Below are 20814 nucleotides of genomic sequence, written 5' to 3' on the forward strand. Positions count from 1 at the left end.
TTAGGCTCTCACAGGTTGAATTTCGTTTAAGTTAAATAGCAACTCCAGCTGGCTTCCGTTCGCCAGTAGACGCTCAGAAGAACGGTTAAGCAAATCAACGGTCAGCTCACACTCATCCACATCCACTTGATAACGAATCACGTTACCCAACAGCTGATGATTACGGATCGTAGCCGTTTTTGGTGCTGAAATATGTGCACCGTATTGTCTTCCCTGCTCTTTAACGTAAATCGACTCTGGGCGAATCGCCACCTTCCAATCAGTATCGATATCGAAAAGTTGCTTGGCTTTATTGGCTTGAACCAGATTGTAGTGACCCATGAATCCGGCAACAAACTCGTTAGCAGGTTGAGTGTAAATCTCTTCTGGTGTGCCCGCTTGAACGATCTCGCCCTTGTTCATCAAGAAGATGCGGTCAGACATGATCATCGCCTCTTCTTGGTCGTGAGTTACAAAGATGGTGGTGAGATCCATCTCTTTTTGAATATCACGGATCTGCTGACGCAGGTGCTTACGAATCTTGGCGTCCAACGCCGACAATGGCTCATCCAATAACAAGATGCGTGGTTTCACCACTAAGGCTCTGGCTAAAGCGACACGCTGACGCTGACCACCCGATAACTGATGCGGATAAAAGCTCTCTTTTCCTTTGAGATCCACCAGCTCAATCACTTTAGCCACTTCGCGCTTGATCTCATCGCCAGACAGCTTTTTCATCTTAAGGCCAAAGGCGATGTTGCCCTCTACCGTCATGTTTGGGAACAGTGCATAGGATTGAAAAACCATGCCGATGCCACGCTGCTGTGGTGCTTGGTGGGTAATCTCTTCACCATTCACCCAGATCTCGCCGCCATCAACAGGGTTAAGACCCGCCAAGCTACGCAGCAGAGTGGATTTACCACAACCACTTGGTCCAAGCAGGGTGATGAACTCACCCTTCTCAATCGAAAATTGAATGTCTTCGAAAACGGTATTGTCGCCGAAACTTTTCGTTAGATTGTGTGCGTTTACATAACTCATTATTTGACTCCACGGCTGAAACGACTTGCCATCCAAGTCAGTAAGAAAATGAATAGGAAGTAGGTCATCACCAAGGCAGAGGTAAAGTGGCCGCTGGTTTGACGCATGTTATATAGATAGATTTGTAGCGTCTCGTAGCGTGTTCCAACCAAGATGTTGGCAAACACGAACTCACCCAATAGGAACGAGAACGAGAGAAACAGAGAAGCCATCAAGCCCTTCTTAAGGTTTGGCAAAATAATCAATAAGAAAGCCTTAGTGGTGCTCGCGCCAAGAAGGTGAGCAGCATCCATTAGGTCTTGCAGATTGATCGCCTCAAAACTGTTAGCAATGGCGCGATACATGAATGGCAGAGCAATGGTGAAGTAGGTACCAATCAAGATCCAAGGTGTACCAATCAGCGAGATTTCACTGTCGGCGTAGAGCTGCAACAGGCCAACCGACGACACCACTGGCGGCACGGCAAACGGCAGTAAGATCATGATATTCATCAGCTTATCAAGCTTAGGAAAGTAGTAGAACACCACGAAAATCGCTGGAAGAATCAGCACCACACTCAGTGTTAGCGCAGCAATACAGATAAACAACGATCGACCAAAGGCTTGCAAGAAGCGAGGGTCTGTCAGCAGGCTGACGTACCAGTCCAACGTAAAGCCATCAGGAAGGATGGTTGCCCCCCAACGAGATGAAATTGAATAGATAAAGGTAGCTAAGATCGGAATCAGCATGATGCCAACGATCGAGAAAACCACCAATTTATGAAAGCGAGTATTAACGTTTTGCATTAGCTTTTCTTCCCTGCATAACTCTTACTGATAAGCCATTGGTTGATCACGGTAATGAATGCCAGAATCGCCATTAAGATCACTGAAATCGCCGCTGCCAGATTAGGCTCAAGGAACAGATCGCCCGAAACCAAGCTCGCGATTCGAATGGTTATCACGTTGTAGTTACCAGAAGTGAGCGCATAGACACTTGCGTACGCACCGATCGCATTAGCGATAAGAATAATAAAGGTGCCGAAGAGCGCTGGAGACAACACTGGAAGGCCGACCTTGAGCCAATACTGCCAAGTTTTCGCGCCAAGTAGCGCCGAAGCCGCTTGCCAATCATCACTCAACGCATCAAAGGCAGGGTATAACAAGAGCACTGCCAATGGGATCTGGAAATAGATATAGATCGCCAATAAGCCCCATTTGCCATACAGATCAAAATCTCCCAATAGACCATATTGCTTTAGCAGCAGGGTAACGGCGCCATTAGTGCCTAGGATGATGATGAAAGCGAACGACAGAGGCACACCCGCAAAGTTGCTGCTCATGTTGGTAAAGGCAATCACACCATCGCGAATCTTGCAGTCAACGCGGCGTAGAGAAGAAACCAACAATGTCGCAATCGCCAAGCCGAAAACACTCGACCACAGCGACAACCAAAGGCTATTGCCAAACGCCTGCATCATAAAGGCGGAATCGAACACCTCAATGTAGTTTTCAAGCGACAACTCACCGTCGTAAAAGAAGCTGTTAATCAGCACCCAAACCATAGGTGCTAATTGAAACAGGTAGAAAAACAGCGCGAAAGGAACCAACCATAAAACAGGCTTAAAGCGCTTAAGCCAAGACTGTACTGGTTTAGACGTATTGGCTTTTAATGAATTCGGTTTTTGCGTGATGGCAGAACTGCTCATAGTGCTAACAATTCCTGAGTGTAAGATTTATCGTGTTCTATATTGAGAAGCTGGCACACAGTGCCGCAGATGTCGGTCTGCTTAACTTGGCACTCTTGGTGAGTGAATTTGTCGCCAATCACGAAGAAAGGCACCTCTCGCTCTTCAGACAGAATCCCACCATGAGAAAGGTCATCGTTCATGCCGTGGTCGCTGGTCACAATCACTTGATAACCATCTTCAACCCACTCCTTGATGTAGTTAGACAAGAAGATATCCGCCCCGCGCGCACTGTTGCGATACTGGCGCGAATCTAGGCCATGCTTATGTCCCATATCATCGATATTCATCGGATGGATCAACAAGAAATCCGGTTGGTAGGTTAAACGCAGGTGTTCTGCGTCGAGAAACAGCGCCTCATCTGGGTAGTGGTCCCAGTGGTAGAAACAGCCATGTTGAATGTTCAGATTCTCATCATGAGTAAATCGGTCACGAACCGGATCAAATGGCGCACGATTGTACAACTCACTCACCCAGTGATATGCCGCTGCAGCGGTGGTTTTACCCTGAGCTTTGGCCAAGCTAAAGATCGACTCGTGATGTGAAAGGCGCACAATCTGATTGTTTACAATGCCGCTCTCGACCGGGCGTACCCCAGTTAAGATGCACTCATACAGTGGGCGTGACATAGATGGCAGTTCGCACTGCACTGGATAAAGCGTCGCGCGCATTTTGCCTTGCGAGTCGCTTTGTGAATCATTCTGATGACTCAGTTCTAGAAGACCATTCAGGTAGCCCATGCAATTACGGGCTACCTGATAATTCAGTCCATCTAGAACAACAAGGATGACCTTATTGCTCATGATTTATTCTCTTGCTAACTAACGGGGATTACTGCTGATGAATCAGAACGCTTTCTTGCCATTGACGTGGCAGGCGACGCGCTGATTTTTCCCATGCTGAGAAGTCAGACACAGGGTGAACATTGCCGTACTCTTCGTTAGCAATAAGCTTGTCTTGTACCGATTGAGGCAGAGTCACATTGGTTCGGATTGGACGTGCATAACCTTCTGCTAGGTTGATTTGGCCTTGGTCGCTGAAGATGTATTCACGAGCCAGTTTTGCTGCATTTGGGTTTTGCGCGTACTTGTTGATGATGGTGGTGTAACCAGAGATCACAGAGCCATCTTGTGGAATGTTAACGCTGAAGCGCTCACGGTCGATCTTGTCACGGTAGTTCAACGCGTTGAAATCCCACATAATCGCCACTTCAACTTCGCCCTTTTCTAGGTTAGCAATGTTTGGATCTGTGTAAGACAGACGACCCTGCTTCGCTAGCTCAGCAAAGAATTTGATCGCAGGCTTCAGGTTTGACTCATCACCACCGTTAGCAAAGGCTGCTGCCAGTACTGCGTTGTTCGCTTGCGCCGCAACGCCTACGTCACCCACAGTCACTTTGTAGTCACCCTCAAGGATATCGCTCCAAGACTTAGGAGCATCTTTTACAAGGTTGTTGTTTGAGATGAATGAGATAGTACCGGTGTATGCTAACGCCCAGTGACCGTCTTTGTCTTTTGCCCACTCAGGAATGTCATCCCAAGTTGACGGCTTGTAGGGTTGAGTGACTTCTTTGTTTACCGCAACACGCGCGAAAGCAAAACCAACATCACCGATATCCGCTGTCGCATTGCGTTTCTCAGCTTCAAATTTTGCAATCTCTTGTGCTGAGCTCATGTCTGTATCTTGGTGCTTTAACCCGTAGTTGGCTTTTAAGTCAGCCCACGTGCCTTTCCAGTTTGCCCAACTATCAGGCATACCCACACTGTAAACTGCACCCTCTTCTTTCGCGGCTTTTACTAATGCATCTAAATCTGCATCATTCGCCATTGCTGGCATAGACAGTGTCGCTGTCATTAAAGTCGCACCAATCAGTTTTGATGGCGTTAAAGGTGCACGGCTAAGCAAAGTTTTCATTGTCTCTATCCTTCTGGACTAGGTCAGTAAGTTCACTTTGTATGCTATAGGCCGAGTATTACGATTTATGGGAACTTATTTGACAGTTCGAATGCATTTCTATGGCAGATATATTTCAAAAGCATGACTTTTAAGCGCAAAGGACTGTCACATTGCTGTTAAATAAAAGACCTATACTGGTAACAACACCGAATCATGGACTAGATCAGAAATGAGAATGCCGGGCAATAGCCACTCAGAGACACAACTGGGAAAGATCAAAAACAGTATCCGAGAACAGATTCAATCAGGGATCTATAAAGAGGGGCAAAAGCTGCCATCAGAGCGCGTGCTTAGCGAACTCTTCTCCACAACACGCATCACCCTCAAAGACGCTCTTATCTCATTAGAGACAGAGGGGCTTATTTACCGTGAAGAGAGACGGGGTTGGTTTGTCTCTCCCGAGCGCATCCGCTACAACCCGCTGTCGCGTTCTCACTTTCATCAAATGATCCGAGAGCAGAACCGCATCGCTGAGACTCGCCTCATCAATACTCGATCTGAAATGGCAGCAGGTGAATACGCGAAAGCGCTAGAAGTCAAGAGCATTACCCCCATTCATGTGATTGAGCGACTGCGCTACATTGATGGCCGAGTAGTATTGTTCGTTGAGAACGTGCTTAAAGCGCCCCTGTTTCAAGACATACTCTCTCACGACCTTAAGATGTCGCTCACCGATATCTACAAAAAGAACTATGGTTATGAAACCCAGCGTTCACGGTTTGATGTGATTCCCACCTCGGCACCCGCCCATGTCGCCAAGGCACTTAATCTCTCTGAGGGGCAACCTGTACTGAAGATCTGCCGCGTCAACTACAAGCAAGACGGCGAATTGATGGACTGTGAATTTGAATACTGGCGCCCAGACTCGGTAGTAATTCATATTGATAGCATTGGCTAATATCGTGATGGTATTACTTCATTATTAACAAAAACTCCGACCTTAGCGTTGGAGTTTTGGTTGATAAGTTTTGTTGGTAGTAGTGGGGTTATTCAACTCTAAACAATGCAAAACACAATTTATAAAAAACACTGTGCAATTCAAGTCTGCTTTGGTTACTATTGGTGCGACTTATGAATGGAGTAAGGTTTTATGATCAAAGTGATTGCACCGTTATTGCTGGCATTTTCTGGGTACGCCCTGAGTGCAGGAACTTCAAGCACTGAGAGTTCAAGTGCAGAGAGCTTAAATTCAAACAGCTTGAATACAAACAGCCCGGATGTATTTGATATCAATTCGATTCAGAACCTACCAATTCAAAGTCTATCGACTCAAAACGTACTAACTGCACCAAAGCAGAATCATGAGTGTCAAAGCATCGTGTGTAGCAACTACACTTCTTTCGATACCAGTTCGACATCTAATGACGACAACATCACCGTGGTTAGCGTGCCTGAAAGAAACTCCAATGAAACCCTCGATGCGATTGGCAGTGCCCTCTACATCATTGGTGAGATAGGCTTTGCAGAGAATCTATCTGGGCCAGACTATCGCAACAGCTCTTCTAACTACTAGGGCTACTAACTGACAATGCCCCTAACTGATTGCCGGCACAAATGAGCGCTTGAGTCACTCCATTTTAGCTAGCCACAACACGTTTAGTCCGGCATCACCACAATACCCATAGCTTCAAGCAATTGATCTTGTTGCCATTCTGCGATTTGAACACCTGTCATATCCACCCTTTTCGGGTTAAGCCCCTCTAGCTCAGCATGACATAGGTTTGCGCCTTGGAAACTAAATTGAGTCCAAGCATCTTCTGAAAAAACACCGCGACTCAAGTCTGATCCTTTCATTGATGCACCGACTAAGTGTGCACCTATCCAGCGGTTTTCAAACAGCTCGCATTTTTCTAAATTGGCGCTTTCTAGGTTTGTATAGGATAAGTTACAGCCGGTGATATAAGCCGAGCAAAAGAACACTTTTTGCGTCACATAGTTGGAAAAATTCGCTCGGTGGAAGTTGGCTCCCTTCAGGTCACACTCTCTCAACTCGATGCCAAAACAGTTGGCGTTGCTAAAGTTAGCCATAGCAAGTTGGCAATGTTGGAAACTGGCGTCTCTCAGGTCAGCCAGTTTGAACTGACACCCTTCCATATCGGAAGACGCAACGAATTTGCAGTGCTTAAACGTCGCCTCTCTCAAATCCGCACTCTGAAAATTACACTCAATGAATACGCAAGAATCAAAAACAAGATGAGATAAGTCTTGATGCGAAAAATCGTGGTGTTGGTAAGTGTGCTTATGTGTCTTCATGATCACTCCTCAATTGAACTGCCAGAAAAGTAACACCGGATAATCATCGAGTCACGTTTTTAAAACCCTTTAAAAACATACATTTAAAATACCCCAAAATCGCCAATTTAAGGCACCTAGAAGCGATTTTAACAGGGTGTTTTTTTGATTTTCTTATGCACCTTTGCAGAAAAAAGTTTAATCAAACTGAGAGGCGCTCAGAAAGAAAGAGGTTCTACAGCGCTAAAACCTGAGTAAACTCGTGAAAAGCACCATTTACATTGTAAATCCGCACAAAAAAAGAGCACTCAATGGTGCTCTTTGCTAATTAAAATGAATGACTTGGGTTACGCGACTTCAAGAATGATCTTCTCGAGCTTATCTAAGCCTTCGCTAAGAACCTCAGACTCGATCGTCAATGGTGGCAGTAAGCGAATTACGTTCGCTTTCACACCACAAGACAGCAGAATTAAGCCATTCTCTTGTGCCTTGCTAATAACGGCCTTAGTGAGATCTTGCAGAGGTTTGCCCGTTTCAGGACAAGCAAACTCAATCGCCATCATCGCACCCGTAGTACGGATTTCACCAATTGCAGGTACAGACTCTTGAAGCTTAGTCATACGAGCATTAACCACCTCACCAATGCCCATCGCTTTCGCACACAGCTGCTCTTCTTCGATAATTTTAAGAACCTCAAGACCCGCAACACAACCTAGAGGTGAACCTGCGTATGTACCACCAAGGCCGCCCGGCAGTGCCGAATCCATCACATCCGCTTTGCCTACCACAGCAGAGATAGGGAAACCGCCTGCGATGCCTTTTGCCATGGTCATCATGTCTGGTTCAATGCCTAAATATTCCGTAGCAAACATTTTACCGGTACGCGCAAAACCCGTTTGGATTTCGTCAGCAATGAGCATGATGCCGTGCTTATCACACACTTCACGTAGCCCTTGTGCGAATTCAGCAGGTGCTTTGTAGAAGCCCCCTTCGCCTTGCACAGGTTCAAAGATGATAGCCGCTACGCGTGATGGCTCGATATCACATGCGAACAGGTCTTCAAGCGCTTGCAGGCTCTGCTCAGTGCTCACGCCATGGAAGGCATTTGGGTATGGTGCATGGAAGATCTCATTCGGGAAAGGACCAAAGCCCGCTTTGTATGGCGCGACTTTACCTGTCAGGCCCATCGTCATATTTGTACGACCGTGGAAACCACCTTTGAATGCAATAACGCCACTACGACCAGTATGAGCACGTGCCACTTTCACTGCGTTCTCTACTGCCTCTGCGCCCGTGGTTAGGAAAATCGCTTTCTTTTCACTATCGCCCGGTGCAAGTTCAGTAAGCTTTTCCGCCAGCTCAACGAACGAAGCGTACGGTGTCACCATCGCACAAGTATGGGAGAAGTTATCCAGCTGCGCTTTCACCGCTTCACTGATGCGTTTGTTTGAGTGACCGGTATTGGTTACCGCAATGCCTGCAGCAAAATCGATGTATTTGTTGCCATCTACGTCCCATACATGGGCGTTCTCTGCTTTCTCAACGTAAAGTGGATAAAGTGCGCCCATACCTTGAGCGATTACTTGGCTTCTTCTTTGGTGTAGTTGTTGGTTAGTCATTGTTTTGTCCTTAAATTAGTTGCCGCCAAAGCAGAGATATTTGATGTCCATGTATTCATCGATACCTTGTTTTGCCCCTTCACGTCCGATACCAGACTGTTTTACCCCACCGAACGGAGCCACTTCGGTAGAAATCATACCTTCATTAATGCCGACCATGCCGTACTCGAGCGCTTCAGCGATCTTCCAAACGCGATGGATGTTTTGGCTGTAGAAGTACGATGCGAGGCCGTAGATGGTGTCGTTAGCCATCTCGATCAATTGCTCATCGTTATCGAATGCAATCACAGGCGCAACAGGGCCAAAGATCTCCTGCGAGACAATGTGCATGTCATGAGTCACGTTCTTAAGTACGACCGGCTGCATGAACAGGCCATCAAGGTTCGTCACTTCCGAAACCGGCTGTGCGCCTTGGTCAATGGCGCCATCAATCAGAGCTTGGATTCCCGCTTTCGCTGATTCACTGATCACAGGACCAATGTTCACGCCTTCGTCTAAGCCATTTCCGACCTTGAGCTGCTGAACGGCAGCATCGAATTTAGTCACGAACTCGTCATAGACTTTGCTGTGAACATAGAATCGGTTCGCACAAACACACGTTTGGCCGGCATTGCGGAATTTCGATGCCATAGCACCCGCAACGGCAGCATCGATATCTGCATCATCAAACACAATAAATGGTGCGTTACCGCCAAGCTCCATTGAGGTGCGTTTAATATCGTGTGCGCTCTGCTGCATCAGTACGCTACCCACTTGAGTAGAGCCTGTGAACGAGAACTTACGAATCAGTGGGTGCGATGTGAAAATACCGCCAACCTGACGTGAACTTTCACCGAGAATCACCTGCAATACATCGCGCGGAATACCCGCTTGGTACGCCAGTTCAGCGACAGCGAACGCAGACAGTGGCGTAGAATCCGATGGCTTAACGATAAAGCTACAACCCGCTGCTAACGCAGGGCCTGCCTTACGAGTGATCATCGCAATTGGGAAGTTCCAAGGCGTAATGGCACACGCCACGCCAATTGGCTGCTTGATCGTCACTAAGCGTTTATCACCGCTTGGGGCTGGGATGGTTTCACCGTAAGTGCGCTTGGCTTCTTCAGCGAACCACTCAATAAAACTTGCGCCATAAAGCACTTCGCCCTGCGCTTCTGCCAGAGGCTTACCTTGCTCTAGCGTCATTAAACGGCCAAGGTCTTCTTTGTTTTCTAGCAGCAGTTGATACCATTTATTTAGTAGCCCTGCGCGTACTTTGGCTGGCTGAGCCGTCCACTCTTTTTGAGCAACGCTGGCACGTTCAACACCATCTAAAATGGCTTGTTCTGAAGAGACTGGCGCATAACCCAGTACCTCGCCCGTTGCAGGGTTGCTCACGGCAATCCCCTGCTCTTGGTCCGACACCATAAACGACAGCAATGTTTGGTTGTTAATTTGTTGCATGGTGATTCCTTTTGACAGCTAAACGTTGCCGTTATTGACCGATGTTGAGGTTCGGCCAACGGCTAATAGTAATTTTAATAGATAATGGCTAAGCCGGGATTTGCTGAGTGATGCAGTGAATATTTCCGCCACCCAACAACACCTCACGTGAAGGGATTCCTATCACTTGGTGATCTGGCATCGCCTGTTGCAGTATCTCGATTGCCTGCGAGTCGGTTGTATCATCGAGTAGGGGCAAAAAGACATACTCATTTACGATAAGAAAGTTTGCATAAGAGGCGCTCAACCTTTCACCAGCATCACGCACCATGCCTTCACTCTTGTCCACGCCGTTCGCTTCTCGCTCGCTGTAGTGCAGAGGGCCCGGCAGTGGCAAGCGGATCACTTCAATACTCCTACCTTGAGCATCGGTTTGCGACGTTAGCGCTTGCTCTGCTTGGCGTGATAGCTCGAACTGTGGGTCGCTTGGATCATCAGTCCAGCTCAAGACCACTTTAGCCGGCGCAATTACATGCATTAGATTATCGACATGACCGTCAGTCTCGTCATTAAACAGTCCCTTTGGAAGCCAGATGACTTTATCGATACCAAGATACTCTTTAAGACTCGCTTCAATCTGTTGCTGACTCATTTCAGGGTTACGCCCCGGACTCAGCAAACACTCTTGCGTGGTATACAAGGTACCTTCACCGTCGGTATGAATAGCACCGCCTTCAAGAACAAATGGCGCTCGATAGTGGTCAAGGCCGATGATGTCACACACTGAGCTCGCCACTAAGTCGTCTTGCTGCCAGTTGTCATACAGGCCGTTATAATCCCCGCCCCACGCATTGAACCGCCAGCTGATGCCACGGCGCACGCCTTTCTCGTTCAGCACCACGGTTGGGCCTATGTCGCGCATCCAAGCATCGTTGTATGGGATCTCGACCAGTCGAATATCGGAGTGAAGCAAAGCGCGAGCTCTATCAAACTGCTTACAGCTAACTGCCACGCACACCTTGGTCACTTCCGAAATCGCGTTGGCAATGCGAGCAAAGGTCTGCTGTGCAGGCTGCGCTTGTTCACGCCAATTGTCTTTTCGCTCAGGCCAAGCAAGCCACACTTCACTCACCGGTTGAAACTCAGCCGGAAAGTAGAAGCCATCTTGTCGAGGCGTGGTTGATAGCTGCATAGTGCCTCCTTATACCGCCAGTTTGCCTACACTGCCGTACAGATCTGGTCGACGGTCACGGAATAGCCCCCACGAGTGACGAGCCTGCGCCGTTGCGGCTAAATCGACTTCTGCATAGATGATCGCTTCACCTTCACGTGGCGCTTCAGCAAGCTTGCCACCGGTATGATCAGTGATGAAAGACGAACCGTAGAAGGTCGTTTCAATGCCATCATCCACCTCAGTACCTACTCGGTTTGACGCGATAACTGGTACTAAGTTGGCCGCTGAATGGCCTTGCATCGTGCGTTGCCAATGGTCACGCGAATCTAGGGTTGGGTCTTGTGGCTCACTACCGATCGCGGTTGGGTAGAAGATCGCTTCAGCGCCATGCAGAGCTAAGCTGCGAGCCAGTTCTGGGAACCATTGATCCCAACAGATGCCAGCGCCGAAGGTGCCAAACTTAGTCTTCCAAACCTTGAAGCCAGTATCACCCGGGCTGAAGTAGTACTTCTCGCTGTAACCCGGTCCATCTGGAATATGTGACTTGCGGTAATTGTCGAGTACCGTGCCATCTGCATCGATCATCACTAACGAGTTAAAGAAGGTGTTACCCGCTTTTTCAAAGTAGCTCACCGGGATCACGACACCCAACTCTTTAGCGAGAGCGCTCATCTCTTTAATCAGTAAGCAGTTATCTGTCTCTTCTGCCAACTCGAAGTATTTCGCTTCCTGTTTCTTACAGAAGTAAGGCGCTGCAAACAGCTCTTGAGGCAGAATGACGTTGGCACCGTTGCTCGCGGCTTCACGAATCGCCTGCTTGGCTTTGTTTAGGTTATCTTCCAGATCCCAGCTCTTAGTCAGTTGTAAGGCTGCAAATTTCACTACTCTACTCATTCGATGTTCCTTATCTGTGTCTGGATTAGATAGCCAGTTTGTCTCTTAGGTTGTAATACGCTGCACCCACTGCGGTGAATGGGATTTGGAAGTGACGGCCCCCCGGGAAAGCGTAGTGCTTCAATGCTGCGAAAGCATCGAATCGCTCAGCGTGTCCGGTTAAGGCTTCTGCCAATAGTTTGCCTGCAAGGTGAGTACAAGTGACACCATGGCCGCTATAACCTTGTAGGTAGTAGATGTTGTCGTCGAATGCGCCGAACTGAGGCATACGCGAGTAAGTTAGCAGGAAGTTACCCGTCCAAGTGTAATCAATCTTAATCCCTTTCAATTGAGGGAAAACCTTCTCTAGCTTAGGACGAATCAAGGCTTCGATATTCTCTGGGTCACGAGCACCGTACACTACGCCACCACCAAACAGCAGGCGTTTATCAGCACTTAGACGGAAGTAATCCAGTAGGTAATTACAATCTTCAACACAGTAGTCGCTTGGCAGTACCTGCTTAAGTTGCTCATCAGTCAGCGGCTCTGTCGCCACCACTTGGGTACCACACGGAATCGCTTTGTTGCTGATGTTCGGTGCAAGACCACCAAGGTAAGCATTACCTGCCAACACTAGATATTTGCACTTCACGCTGCCCTGAGCCGTTCTCGCCACAGGGTTCACGCCCTTCTCTAGCGAGGTTACTGCAGACTGTTCGAAAATTTGACCACCCAAAGAGACAAACGCTGCTGCTTCACCGAGAGCCAGTTTTAGAGGATGGATGTGACCACCACGCATATCGAGCAGACCGCCAGTGTAAACCTGAGTACCGACTGCCGCTTCTACCTCATTGGCATCAAGCAGAGTCAGTTGGTCATTACCGTAACGCTCCCAGTTTTTCTTATGGTGCTCTAGGCCAGCGAGTTGCTTTTTGTTTAGTGCTGTAAATAGGCCACCGCGCTTATGATCACACTCGATATCGTACTTATCGATAAGGCCACGAATGATGTCGCCGCCTTCAAAGATCATGTCACACAGAGCTTTAGCTTGGGGTTGGTCGTAACGGCTTTCAATCACGTCAACATCTCGGCTGTAGCTATTAACGATCTGACCGCCGTTGCGACCGGTTGCGCCAAAACCGACTTTCGCACTCTCTAGCACCACCACTTTGAAGCCTTTCTCTGCCAGATGCAGTGCTGAAGATAAACCAGAGAAACCGGCACCAACCACACACACATCACACTCGATGTTGTCTTGAAGTTGTGGGAAATCTGGCATGTTTGGTACTGAGTGCGCGTAAAACGAGTCCGTATGCTTATTCATTGCTTTATTCCTTTGTTATTCGTCAGCAGGCTTAAGGGTGTAGGCGAATCCAAGTCGTTTTGGTTTCTGTGAATTTTTCAATGGCATGCAGTGACTTATCACGGCCGTTACCACTCATTTTGAATCCACCAAATGGGACAGTCATGTCACCTTCGTTGTAGTTATTGACCCAGACTGAACCCGCTTGTAGCTGCTTAGCCACACGGTGAACACGATTAATATTGCTGCTCCAAAGAGCGGCACCTAGGCCATATTTAGAATCGTTAGCAATGGCGATCGCCTCTTGCTCATCTTTGAAAGGAATCACGCACAACACAGGACCAAAAATCTCTTCCTGCGCAACACGCATCTTATTGTCTACATTGTCGAGAATGGTTGGCTCAACGAACGCGCCTTTGCCATCGACATCGCCACCGCAGCGCAGCGTTGCACCCTCAGTTTGACCAAGGTGGATGTACTCCAGCACTTTGGCTTTATGCCCTTGATCGATAAGTGCGCCCATAGAACAAGTGGTGTCCATTGGGTCTTTTGGCGTGAAGGCTTTAGACGCTTCAATCACCTTCTCAACAAACTGATCTTTAATGCTTTCATGAACCAGCAATCGAGTTGCTGCAACACACACTTCACCTTGGTTATAGAAGCAACCACCTGCCGTTTCAGCGGCTGCGCGGTCAAGATCGTCACAGTCTTCAAAGACAATATTGGCATTCTTACCACCCGCCTCTGCAAAGACGCGTTTTAGGTTGGTCTCACCAGAACGAACCATTAACTGACCAGCGATTCGGGTTGAACCGGTAAAGGCAATGCAATCAACATCATGGTGTTTAGCTAGCGCATCTCCGGCTTCATGACCGTAGCCAGTAATAACTTGGAATACGCCACGAGGAAGACCCGCTTGATTAGCAAGCTTGCCAAGGAAGATTGCTGTTAAAGAGGATTTTTCTGACGGTTTTAGAATGACACTGTTGCCCGCCGCGAGCGCAGGGCCGAGCTTCCAACAGGCTAGCCATAGAGGGAAGTTCCATGGAACCACAGCGGCGACAACACCAATAGGTTGATGAGAGATGTAGGCGTGAACATCTTTTTCGGTTGGCGCGACTTCACCGTAGACTTTATCAATCGCTTCAGCGTACCAGCGTAAAGAGCCTGCTGCGCCCGGGATATCGGTAGAGACGCTGTGATTGATAGGTTTACCGGTATCGAGCGTTTCCAGTAACGCTAACTCTTCACGGTGTTCATCGATGAGATCAGCGAATAAGCTTAGGACAGCTTTACGATGAGATGGGGCGCTGTTGCTCCATTCACCGGCTTGAAAGGCTTGACGAGCGCATGTTACCGCAAGATCAACATCTTCTTCTTGGCAACGAGCGATCTCTGTAAGCGTTTCGTCCGTTGCTGGGTTGATGACATCAAGCATTTGACCGCTGATGGCAAGAGTATACTCGCCGTTAATAAATGCTCGATTTTCGATGTTTAGACTGTTTTGTAATTCAATCCATTGTTCCTGGGTTTTCATACGCTCTCCTTGTTATCACAACAAGGCAAGGCCCACTTAGAATGTGGTTGGCGTATGCGCGCTTATCATTCGACAAGCCTTGTCTGTGTGATTTGTAAACTTATGCGGCTGAGTTGTATCAATGACGTACGACTCGCCTTGTTTAAGGACGTAAGATTGGTCTTTATACTCAAGCGTGATTTCACCCTCAAGAATGGTTCCGATCTCTTCGCCTTCATGTTTAATTTCTGCCGCACCAGTCGTGCCATGTGGGGCATACTCTTCGATTAAAAACCCGATGACCTGCTCTTTACTGCCGTTGGTGACTAGCTTCATTGAAACGGACTCACTGCCCATCTCCACCAACTCATCAGGGGTAACGACAACCTTTACTTCATCACTGGCTGGCTTTTCAAAGGTGAAAAACTCCGATAGCGACAAAGAAAAAACGTTCACTATTTTTTGCAACGAGCTCACTGAAGGGCTGACCTTAGCGTTCTCAATAGAGGAGATAGCACTATGTGTAATGCCAGCTCGCTCGGCTAATTCTCGTTGTGACAATCCATGTTCTTTTCGTAACTGAACAATATTTTTACCAATCTCTTGATTGTCCATTTATCTGGCTCCTAACTTATAGAGAGGCAGCCATCATAAATTCTTTGAACAAAATTTGTGAGAAATGATTGGTTTTCGCTTTCCATTCTGGGTGCCACTGCACGCCAACAAAGAATTTTTGTCCTGGAAGGCTAAATGCTTCCACCAAACCATCGGGGGCTTTCGCTTCTACTTGCAGTTGCGGAGCCAGTTGGTCAACACCTTGATTATGAAGAGTGTTCACTTCAAAAAAGACCGTGGTTTCCCAGTGATTCTCTGTCAGCCATTTTTCAAAAAGGCTCTGCTTTTGCACCAGCACCGCATGTGATGGTGCGTATTTCTCTTCAAAGTCGTCGACTTGGATCTCTCGATGATCATTAAAGCCGGAATCGTGAACCGCCGGATTTAACGAGCCACCCAACGCCACATTCATCTCTTGAAACCCACGGCAGATCCCTAGACATGGAATGTCTTTATCAATAGCTTTGCGCAGTAATGAAAAAGAGAGCTCGTCACGCGCTTCATCTTTCTTCGCCTCTTGATGCGTCGCGTTGTAGTGGTGCGGCGCAACATTCGAGTGACTGCCCGGAAATAAAATGCCATCACACATTTCAAGGATTCGCTCGATATCTTCACTCGACATATCTGGCGCTAACATCAGCGGCAAACCGCCGAAGTCTTTTACTGCCGCTAGATAGAAGTCATTAACGGCTTGTATTTGATAGCCACCCAACTCTTTCGCGCAGCTAACAATTCCAATAATGGGTTTGCTTTGTGTAGACATGTTACTTCCGTGCTCGATTTATTTAACACTCACACTACAAACCATGTACAAAATTATCAACACCGATGTTCGATATTCTGACCAAATCGTGACCAACGCCTCTTTTTTGGTCAAAAAAACGGCTAATTTTGCTCATTATATTGAGCAAAAACCGATCAGCTGTTACAAAATAGTTAACAAAAATATCTTTCATAAAATTTACAACTTGAAAGAAAATCAAAATAAACCATTGTATTTTAAGCAAATAAAACAAAATCTTTAGACTTTAGTCTTATCAATACAACTCAGTTGTTTGTTTTTTGTTGCTTTAGGTTTGCTGTACAGAGGCTAGTTGGAGAACTCAATGGAATCGTATCTACAGGAAGTTAAAAATTTTCGACAAAAATGGCCCAACATCGAGTTTGTTGATCTCATTTTCACCGATATCAATGCCACACCAAGAGGCAAAAGAATCCCAGTCAATGCGCTGGAGAAGCTAGCGAAAGGGGTGGCACTACCGCTGTCTACTATTACTCTCGATACTAAAGGCAATGTGGTAGAGAGCGCAGGGTTAGGTGAAGACCTAGGCGAGCCAGATAACATTTGTTTCCCTGTTGCTGACACACTGATGCCAACAGCAAAAGAGTCAGTCGGCCAGATACTACTAAGTATGATGGATGAGACAGCAGAGCAACCAAGCCCGCTATTCATTCGTAATATCGTCGAAGACATGCTCGATAAACTGCACGCTAAAGATCAGTACCCATGCGTTGCCTTAGAACTTGAGTTCTACCTCATCGACAAAAAACGCGGCGAGATGGGCGCTCTGCAAACCGCTATTAACCCAACTAAAAAGTCCCGCGAGAAAGATACCGAGGTGTATGACCTAGACGGCCTTGATGACTACGCTGATTTCCTCGCCGACCTTAACAAGATCGCACAAGATCAAGGGCTAAATACCTCTGGTGCACTCTCTGAATCCGCACCGGGGCAGTTTGAAATTAACTTTAACCACTCAAAAGATGTGCTTAGAGCATGTGATGAAGTGATCATCGCTAAGCGTCTTATCCGCCAGATTGCCCACCAGCACGGTTTTGATGCCACCTTTATGGCTAAACCGTTTGGCGACCAAGCCGGTAATGGCATGCACATTCACCTTAGTTTGGTGGATTCGCTCGGCAACAATCACTTTAGCCAAGCCGATGGCGAAGCCAGTGACCTCTTTTATCAAACCATGGCCGCGATGTTGGCTCAAACATCCGATTCCATGGCATTGATTTGTCCTAACGTAAACTCTTACCGCCGTTTTGTCCCTGGCGCTTACGTACCTACGAAAGCCGATTGGGGAGAAAACCACCGTGGTGTTGCGATGCGTGTGCCCATCAGCGATAGCAAAAATCGCCGAATTGAACATCGTATAGCAGGAGCTGACGTTAACCCTTATATTCTCGCTGCAGTAGTACTTTCCGCGGTATTAGCGAGTGAAAACTATACCAAAGACCAATGTCCTAAAGCCCTCAGTGATGATGCAATTGACCTACCACTGCGTATGTCAGAGGCACTCGACCAGCTAGAACGCAGTGAGCTGGCTCCGTACATCTCTAGAGACTTTATCGATTTATATTTAGCTTGCAAACGGAGTGAACTCGCCGACTTTGAACGCGAAATCACCCCATTAGAAATCGAATGGATGTTGCACTCAGCATAAATAAAGGAAATATACGTATGACTACGCAAACCAAGGCGTTGGACGCGCCGCTGAAGATCAACACTCAACACATCATGGTATCCCTATTGGTGGTGGCGACGTTTGTGTTCTTCACTTCAATCGGATTGAACCACCAAGAAGGAGAGGCTTACGGGTGGATGAGTTTGCTTCCGACGGCTCTGGTATTGGTGTTCGCACTGACAACGCACCGCACCGTAGAAGCGCTATTTAGTGGCACGATTGCTGGTGTGTTGCTACTGAACCCAACAGAAGCAGTGGAGCAGATCGTTGGCATCTCAATGGATGTGATGATGAACGAGACCATTGCATGGATCGTGCTTGTTTGTGGTCTGATGGGCGGCTTAATTGCGATTCTAGAGAAGGGCGGCAGTATCTTAAGCTTCTCTGATATGCTGGTGACTAAGGTTAAAAGCCGCAAGCAATCTATGTTGATGACCTTCTTCCTCGGTATTCTGATCTTCATTGATGATTATCTAAACGCGATTGCGATCTCCTCTTCAATGAAGAAGATCACGGATGGCTACAACATTTCGCGTGAGAAACTCTCTTACCTAGTGGATTCGACCGCGGCACCTATCTGTATTCTGGTTCCGATTTCAACTTGGGCAATCTTCTTTAGCTCACTGCTTGAAGCGAATGGCGTTGCTGAAGCGGGTCAAGGCATCAAAGCGTACATCGAAGCGATTCCTTACATGGCTTACGGCTGGGTAACGCTGGCCATCGTACTTCTCGTTGCAATGGAAAAACTGCCTGACCTAGGCGCAATGAAAGTCGCTGAAAAACGCGCGAAGAAGGGTCAAGTTCGCCCAGATGGCGCAACAGATATCGACTTTGGCGCAGACATCTCAGCACACACTAACCCAACCATGGGCCTAATCAACTTCCTACTACCAATGGTGGTATTAGTTGCAGCGAGCTGGTACTTCGGTATCGATCTACTAGCCGGTGTGTTTGTCGCAATCATCTTCACTATCTGTTTCTACGGTGTGCAGCGTCTGATCTCGATGAACGACATGTTCGAAGCGGTCTACGACGGTATCAAGGTGATGTTGTTGCCACTAGCAACGGTAATCGGCGGCTTTATGCTGAAATCGGTTAACGATTCTCTGGGTGTAACTCAATATGTAATCGAAACGGTGAGCCCTTACCTATCTGCATCTTACTTCCCTGCGATCATCTTCATGATCACTGGCGCGTTGGTATTCGCGACTGCATCATCATGGGGTACATTCGCTGTAGCAATGCCAATCGTATTGCCACTTGGTGAGCAGCTTGGCGTACCACTGCACCTTACTGTAGCGGCGCTACTATCAGCATCAGCAGCGGGCAGCCACTCTTGTTTCTTCAGTGATTCAACGGTTCTGTCAGCACAAGGCTCAGGTTGTACATCGATGCAACACGCGACGACTCAGTTCCCGTACGCATTGATCGGTATCATCGCAACCGCTATCTTCTTCCTAGTGATTGGCTAAGAAGCAAAACAAGCTTAATTGAAAAATCCGAGTGTTTAACGACACTCGGATTTTTTACATTACTCGTCACCGGAAACTCGCTCAGTAAAAGCCACCATGTTTCATGTGCACAAAAAGTAAGATAGCAGCGATAACCAATTCCAGCACCAATGGCGGAACGACCGCTTTATCGAACCCATCCAGAACCAGACCGACCACTCGCCCGGCCGCGACAGCCAACATCACCACTGCAACAAAGAAGTAGCCGTCGGTATCATTGTTAAAAAATCCAGCCGCAATAATATAAACGCTTGCCAAAAATAGGCCGCCCATTACTGAACGAATCGTGTTCATACCCGCCTTACCAATCGGCTCCAAAGCGAAATTTGCCAACATTTTCTTAGGTGCAAACATCGACATCATGCCAAGCCCAGTCAACATCAACGCAATCACGCCAACCAAAGTGTTCATTACTGTATCCATCATATCTCTCCTTATGCTGGTGTTTTCGCTGTTAAAAACTGTTGAATCGCTTGATACGCGTTGTCTTGTGCAGAACTGTTGTTAAATAGTGGCTCCAGTGTCACTTGGTCGATCACAGGCCCTGTCGGAGAACCGGCCCGGCTCGCATAAAATCGGCCACTCTCGAAGCTTGGATTAAACAAACCTTCTAGGTAACGCTTGGCGCCTTTCTCGACACTGTGCATCATGCCAAATAGTGGCATCACGGTTCCGCCCACGTACTTAAAGAACACCTTTTTCAACAGTGGCAAATCGTCCATACCATTGGTGCCAGTCGTGCCACCAGGGCTGATGGTCACGAAACGAAGGTGCGGGTGCTGTCTCGCCATCGATGACATCCACAGAGTACCAGTCAGTTTAATGGTGCCGTAAACATCCAGCGGATCCGCGTTTGAACCGAATTTACTTCCGTCTGCAATTGACGAGAACTCCTGTACCGACGTGTCCTTTAGCTCAGGCTTAGCAACACCCATTCTTGGTACACCGCGTGCCGTCTCAGAGCCCGCATAAATAATGGTTGACGTAACCAACTGCTTTTTCACTAGCTCTTCTACAAGTACTACATGACCTAGAACATTCGATGCAAAGATAGTGGTCACGCCATCTTCAGTCAGTTGATGAGGTGTTTTACCGCCCGTACCACCCGCATTCAAAATTACCGCATCAACAGGCGACTTGAGACGAGTCACTGCTTGTTGCACGGAATAGGACTCGGAGACATCAAGTAGTAAAATCTCGAACAAATCTTTGCCGGTTTCTTCAACCAGCTTTCTCTTCGCTTCGTTCGCTTTCTGTTGGTTTCTGCAACCCAAGTAAATCTTCTTTATGCCACTTTGTTGAGCCAACTGGCGCGCTGCTTCAAAGCCTAAGCCAGCGTTGGCACCCGTAATTAATACACTTGTTATTGAGTTCAT

The 20814-nt window shown here is 47.6% G+C and carries 20 protein-coding genes; 4 read left to right on the plus strand and 16 right to left on the minus strand.

All coding sequences use genetic code 11. The features are described 5' to 3' along the window. From KI655_RS06130 to KI655_RS06150, 5 genes are read right to left on the minus strand one after another with little or no spacing between them, the layout of a single operon-like run. Window positions 1–1020, minus strand: coding sequence for an ABC transporter ATP-binding protein (locus tag KI655_RS06130; protein ID WP_285402728.1), 1020 nt, complete (start codon window positions 1018–1020; stop codon window positions 1–3). Next, window positions 1020–1805, minus strand: a complete 786-nt coding sequence (locus KI655_RS06135) for an ABC transporter permease (protein ID WP_285402730.1) — start codon at window positions 1803–1805, stop codon at window positions 1020–1022. Before KI655_RS06135 ends, KI655_RS06130 begins: the two co-directional genes overlap by 1 nt. Continuing rightward, a complete protein-coding gene (locus tag KI655_RS06140) occupies window positions 1805–2707 on the minus strand; it encodes an ABC transporter permease subunit (protein WP_285402732.1) in 903 nt (300 codons plus the stop codon). The genes KI655_RS06135 and KI655_RS06140 overlap by 1 nt, the downstream gene beginning before the upstream one ends. After that, window positions 2704–3549 (minus strand): alkaline phosphatase family protein, encoded by an 846-nt coding sequence (locus KI655_RS06145; protein WP_285402734.1) that lies wholly within the window; start codon window positions 3547–3549, stop codon window positions 2704–2706. The genes KI655_RS06140 and KI655_RS06145 overlap by 4 nt, the downstream gene beginning before the upstream one ends. A gap of 28 nt (window positions 3550–3577) precedes the next feature. Continuing rightward, window positions 3578–4660 carry an ABC transporter substrate-binding protein gene (locus tag KI655_RS06150; protein ID WP_285402735.1) on the minus strand — a complete coding sequence of 361 codons (1083 nt, stop codon included), beginning with the start codon at window positions 4658–4660 and terminating at the stop codon, window positions 3578–3580. Between the two features lie 211 nt (window positions 4661–4871). Here KI655_RS06150 and KI655_RS06155 point away from each other — a divergent pair, with 211 nt between their 5' ends. Together KI655_RS06155 and KI655_RS06160 are read left to right on the plus strand one after the other, a co-directional pair. Then, the gene (locus KI655_RS06155; protein ID WP_285402737.1) at window positions 4872–5600 is read left to right on the plus strand and encodes a UTRA domain-containing protein; all 729 of its coding nucleotides are present in this window, start codon (window positions 4872–4874) and stop codon (window positions 5598–5600) included. Window positions 5601–5792: 192 nt separating this feature from the next. Beyond that, on the plus strand, window positions 5793–6215 hold the full coding sequence (locus KI655_RS06160; protein WP_285402738.1) for a hypothetical protein: 423 nt from the start codon (window positions 5793–5795) through the stop codon (window positions 6213–6215). 83 nt (window positions 6216–6298) lie between these two features. Here the strand turns inward: KI655_RS06160 and KI655_RS06165 are convergent, their stop codons facing one another. The 9 genes from KI655_RS06165 to KI655_RS06205 form a co-directional block, all read right to left on the minus strand. Then, entirely contained in the window at window positions 6299–6955 is a 657-nt protein-coding gene (locus tag KI655_RS06165) for a Qnr family pentapeptide repeat protein (RefSeq protein ID WP_285402740.1), read from the minus strand. A gap of 326 nt (window positions 6956–7281) precedes the next feature. Next, window positions 7282–8553 carry a 4-aminobutyrate--2-oxoglutarate transaminase gene (gene gabT, locus KI655_RS06170; protein ID WP_150869815.1) on the minus strand — a complete coding sequence of 424 codons (1272 nt, stop codon included), beginning with the start codon at window positions 8551–8553 and terminating at the stop codon, window positions 7282–7284. Window positions 8554–8568: 15 nt separating this feature from the next. Further along, on the minus strand, window positions 8569–9996 hold the full coding sequence (locus KI655_RS06175) for an NAD-dependent succinate-semialdehyde dehydrogenase (RefSeq protein ID WP_285402743.1): 1428 nt from the start codon (window positions 9994–9996) through the stop codon (window positions 8569–8571). 88 nt (window positions 9997–10084) lie between these two features. After that, window positions 10085–11167 carry an agmatine deiminase gene (gene aguA, locus KI655_RS06180; protein WP_285402745.1) on the minus strand — a complete coding sequence of 361 codons (1083 nt, stop codon included), beginning with the start codon at window positions 11165–11167 and terminating at the stop codon, window positions 10085–10087. A gap of 9 nt (window positions 11168–11176) precedes the next feature. Next, entirely contained in the window at window positions 11177–12043 is an 867-nt protein-coding gene (gene aguB / locus KI655_RS06185) for an N-carbamoylputrescine amidase (protein WP_285402747.1), read from the minus strand. A 25-nt stretch (window positions 12044–12068) separates the two neighbouring features. After that, a complete protein-coding gene (locus KI655_RS06190; protein ID WP_032553791.1) occupies window positions 12069–13346 on the minus strand; it encodes an FAD-binding oxidoreductase in 1278 nt (425 codons plus the stop codon). A 31-nt stretch (window positions 13347–13377) separates the two neighbouring features. Continuing rightward, the gene (locus KI655_RS06195) at window positions 13378–14862 is read right to left on the minus strand and encodes an aldehyde dehydrogenase (RefSeq protein ID WP_285402751.1); all 1485 of its coding nucleotides are present in this window, start codon (window positions 14860–14862) and stop codon (window positions 13378–13380) included. Window positions 14863–14898: 36 nt separating this feature from the next. Further along, window positions 14899–15456, minus strand: a complete 558-nt coding sequence (gene puuR / locus KI655_RS06200; protein ID WP_032553788.1) for an HTH-type transcriptional regulator PuuR — start codon at window positions 15454–15456, stop codon at window positions 14899–14901. Between the two features lie 16 nt (window positions 15457–15472). Continuing rightward, complete coding sequence (locus KI655_RS06205) at window positions 15473–16219, minus strand: gamma-glutamyl-gamma-aminobutyrate hydrolase family protein (protein ID WP_285402754.1); 747 nt, start codon at window positions 16217–16219, stop codon at window positions 15473–15475. Window positions 16220–16562: 343 nt separating this feature from the next. Between KI655_RS06205 and KI655_RS06210 the strand changes: the two genes are divergently transcribed. Both KI655_RS06210 and KI655_RS06215 read left to right on the plus strand, forming a co-directional pair. After that, complete coding sequence (locus KI655_RS06210) at window positions 16563–17906, plus strand: glutamine synthetase family protein (protein WP_285402756.1); 1344 nt, start codon at window positions 16563–16565, stop codon at window positions 17904–17906. A gap of 17 nt (window positions 17907–17923) precedes the next feature. Further along, window positions 17924–19399, plus strand: coding sequence for a Na+/H+ antiporter NhaC family protein (locus tag KI655_RS06215; RefSeq protein ID WP_285402758.1), 1476 nt, complete (start codon window positions 17924–17926; stop codon window positions 19397–19399). Window positions 19400–19480: 81 nt separating this feature from the next. Here KI655_RS06215 and KI655_RS06220 read toward each other — a convergent pair whose 3' ends face one another. Beyond that, entirely contained in the window at window positions 19481–19864 is a 384-nt protein-coding gene (locus KI655_RS06220) for a DUF4345 family protein (protein ID WP_285402760.1), read from the minus strand. An 8-nt stretch (window positions 19865–19872) separates the two neighbouring features. Next, window positions 19873–20814, minus strand: coding sequence for an SDR family NAD(P)-dependent oxidoreductase (locus tag KI655_RS06225; RefSeq protein ID WP_150869806.1), 942 nt, complete (start codon window positions 20812–20814; stop codon window positions 19873–19875).

The sequence above is a fragment of the Vibrio sp. D404a genome (assembly GCF_030248535.1).
GTDB lineage: Bacteria > Pseudomonadota > Gammaproteobacteria > Enterobacterales > Vibrionaceae > Vibrio.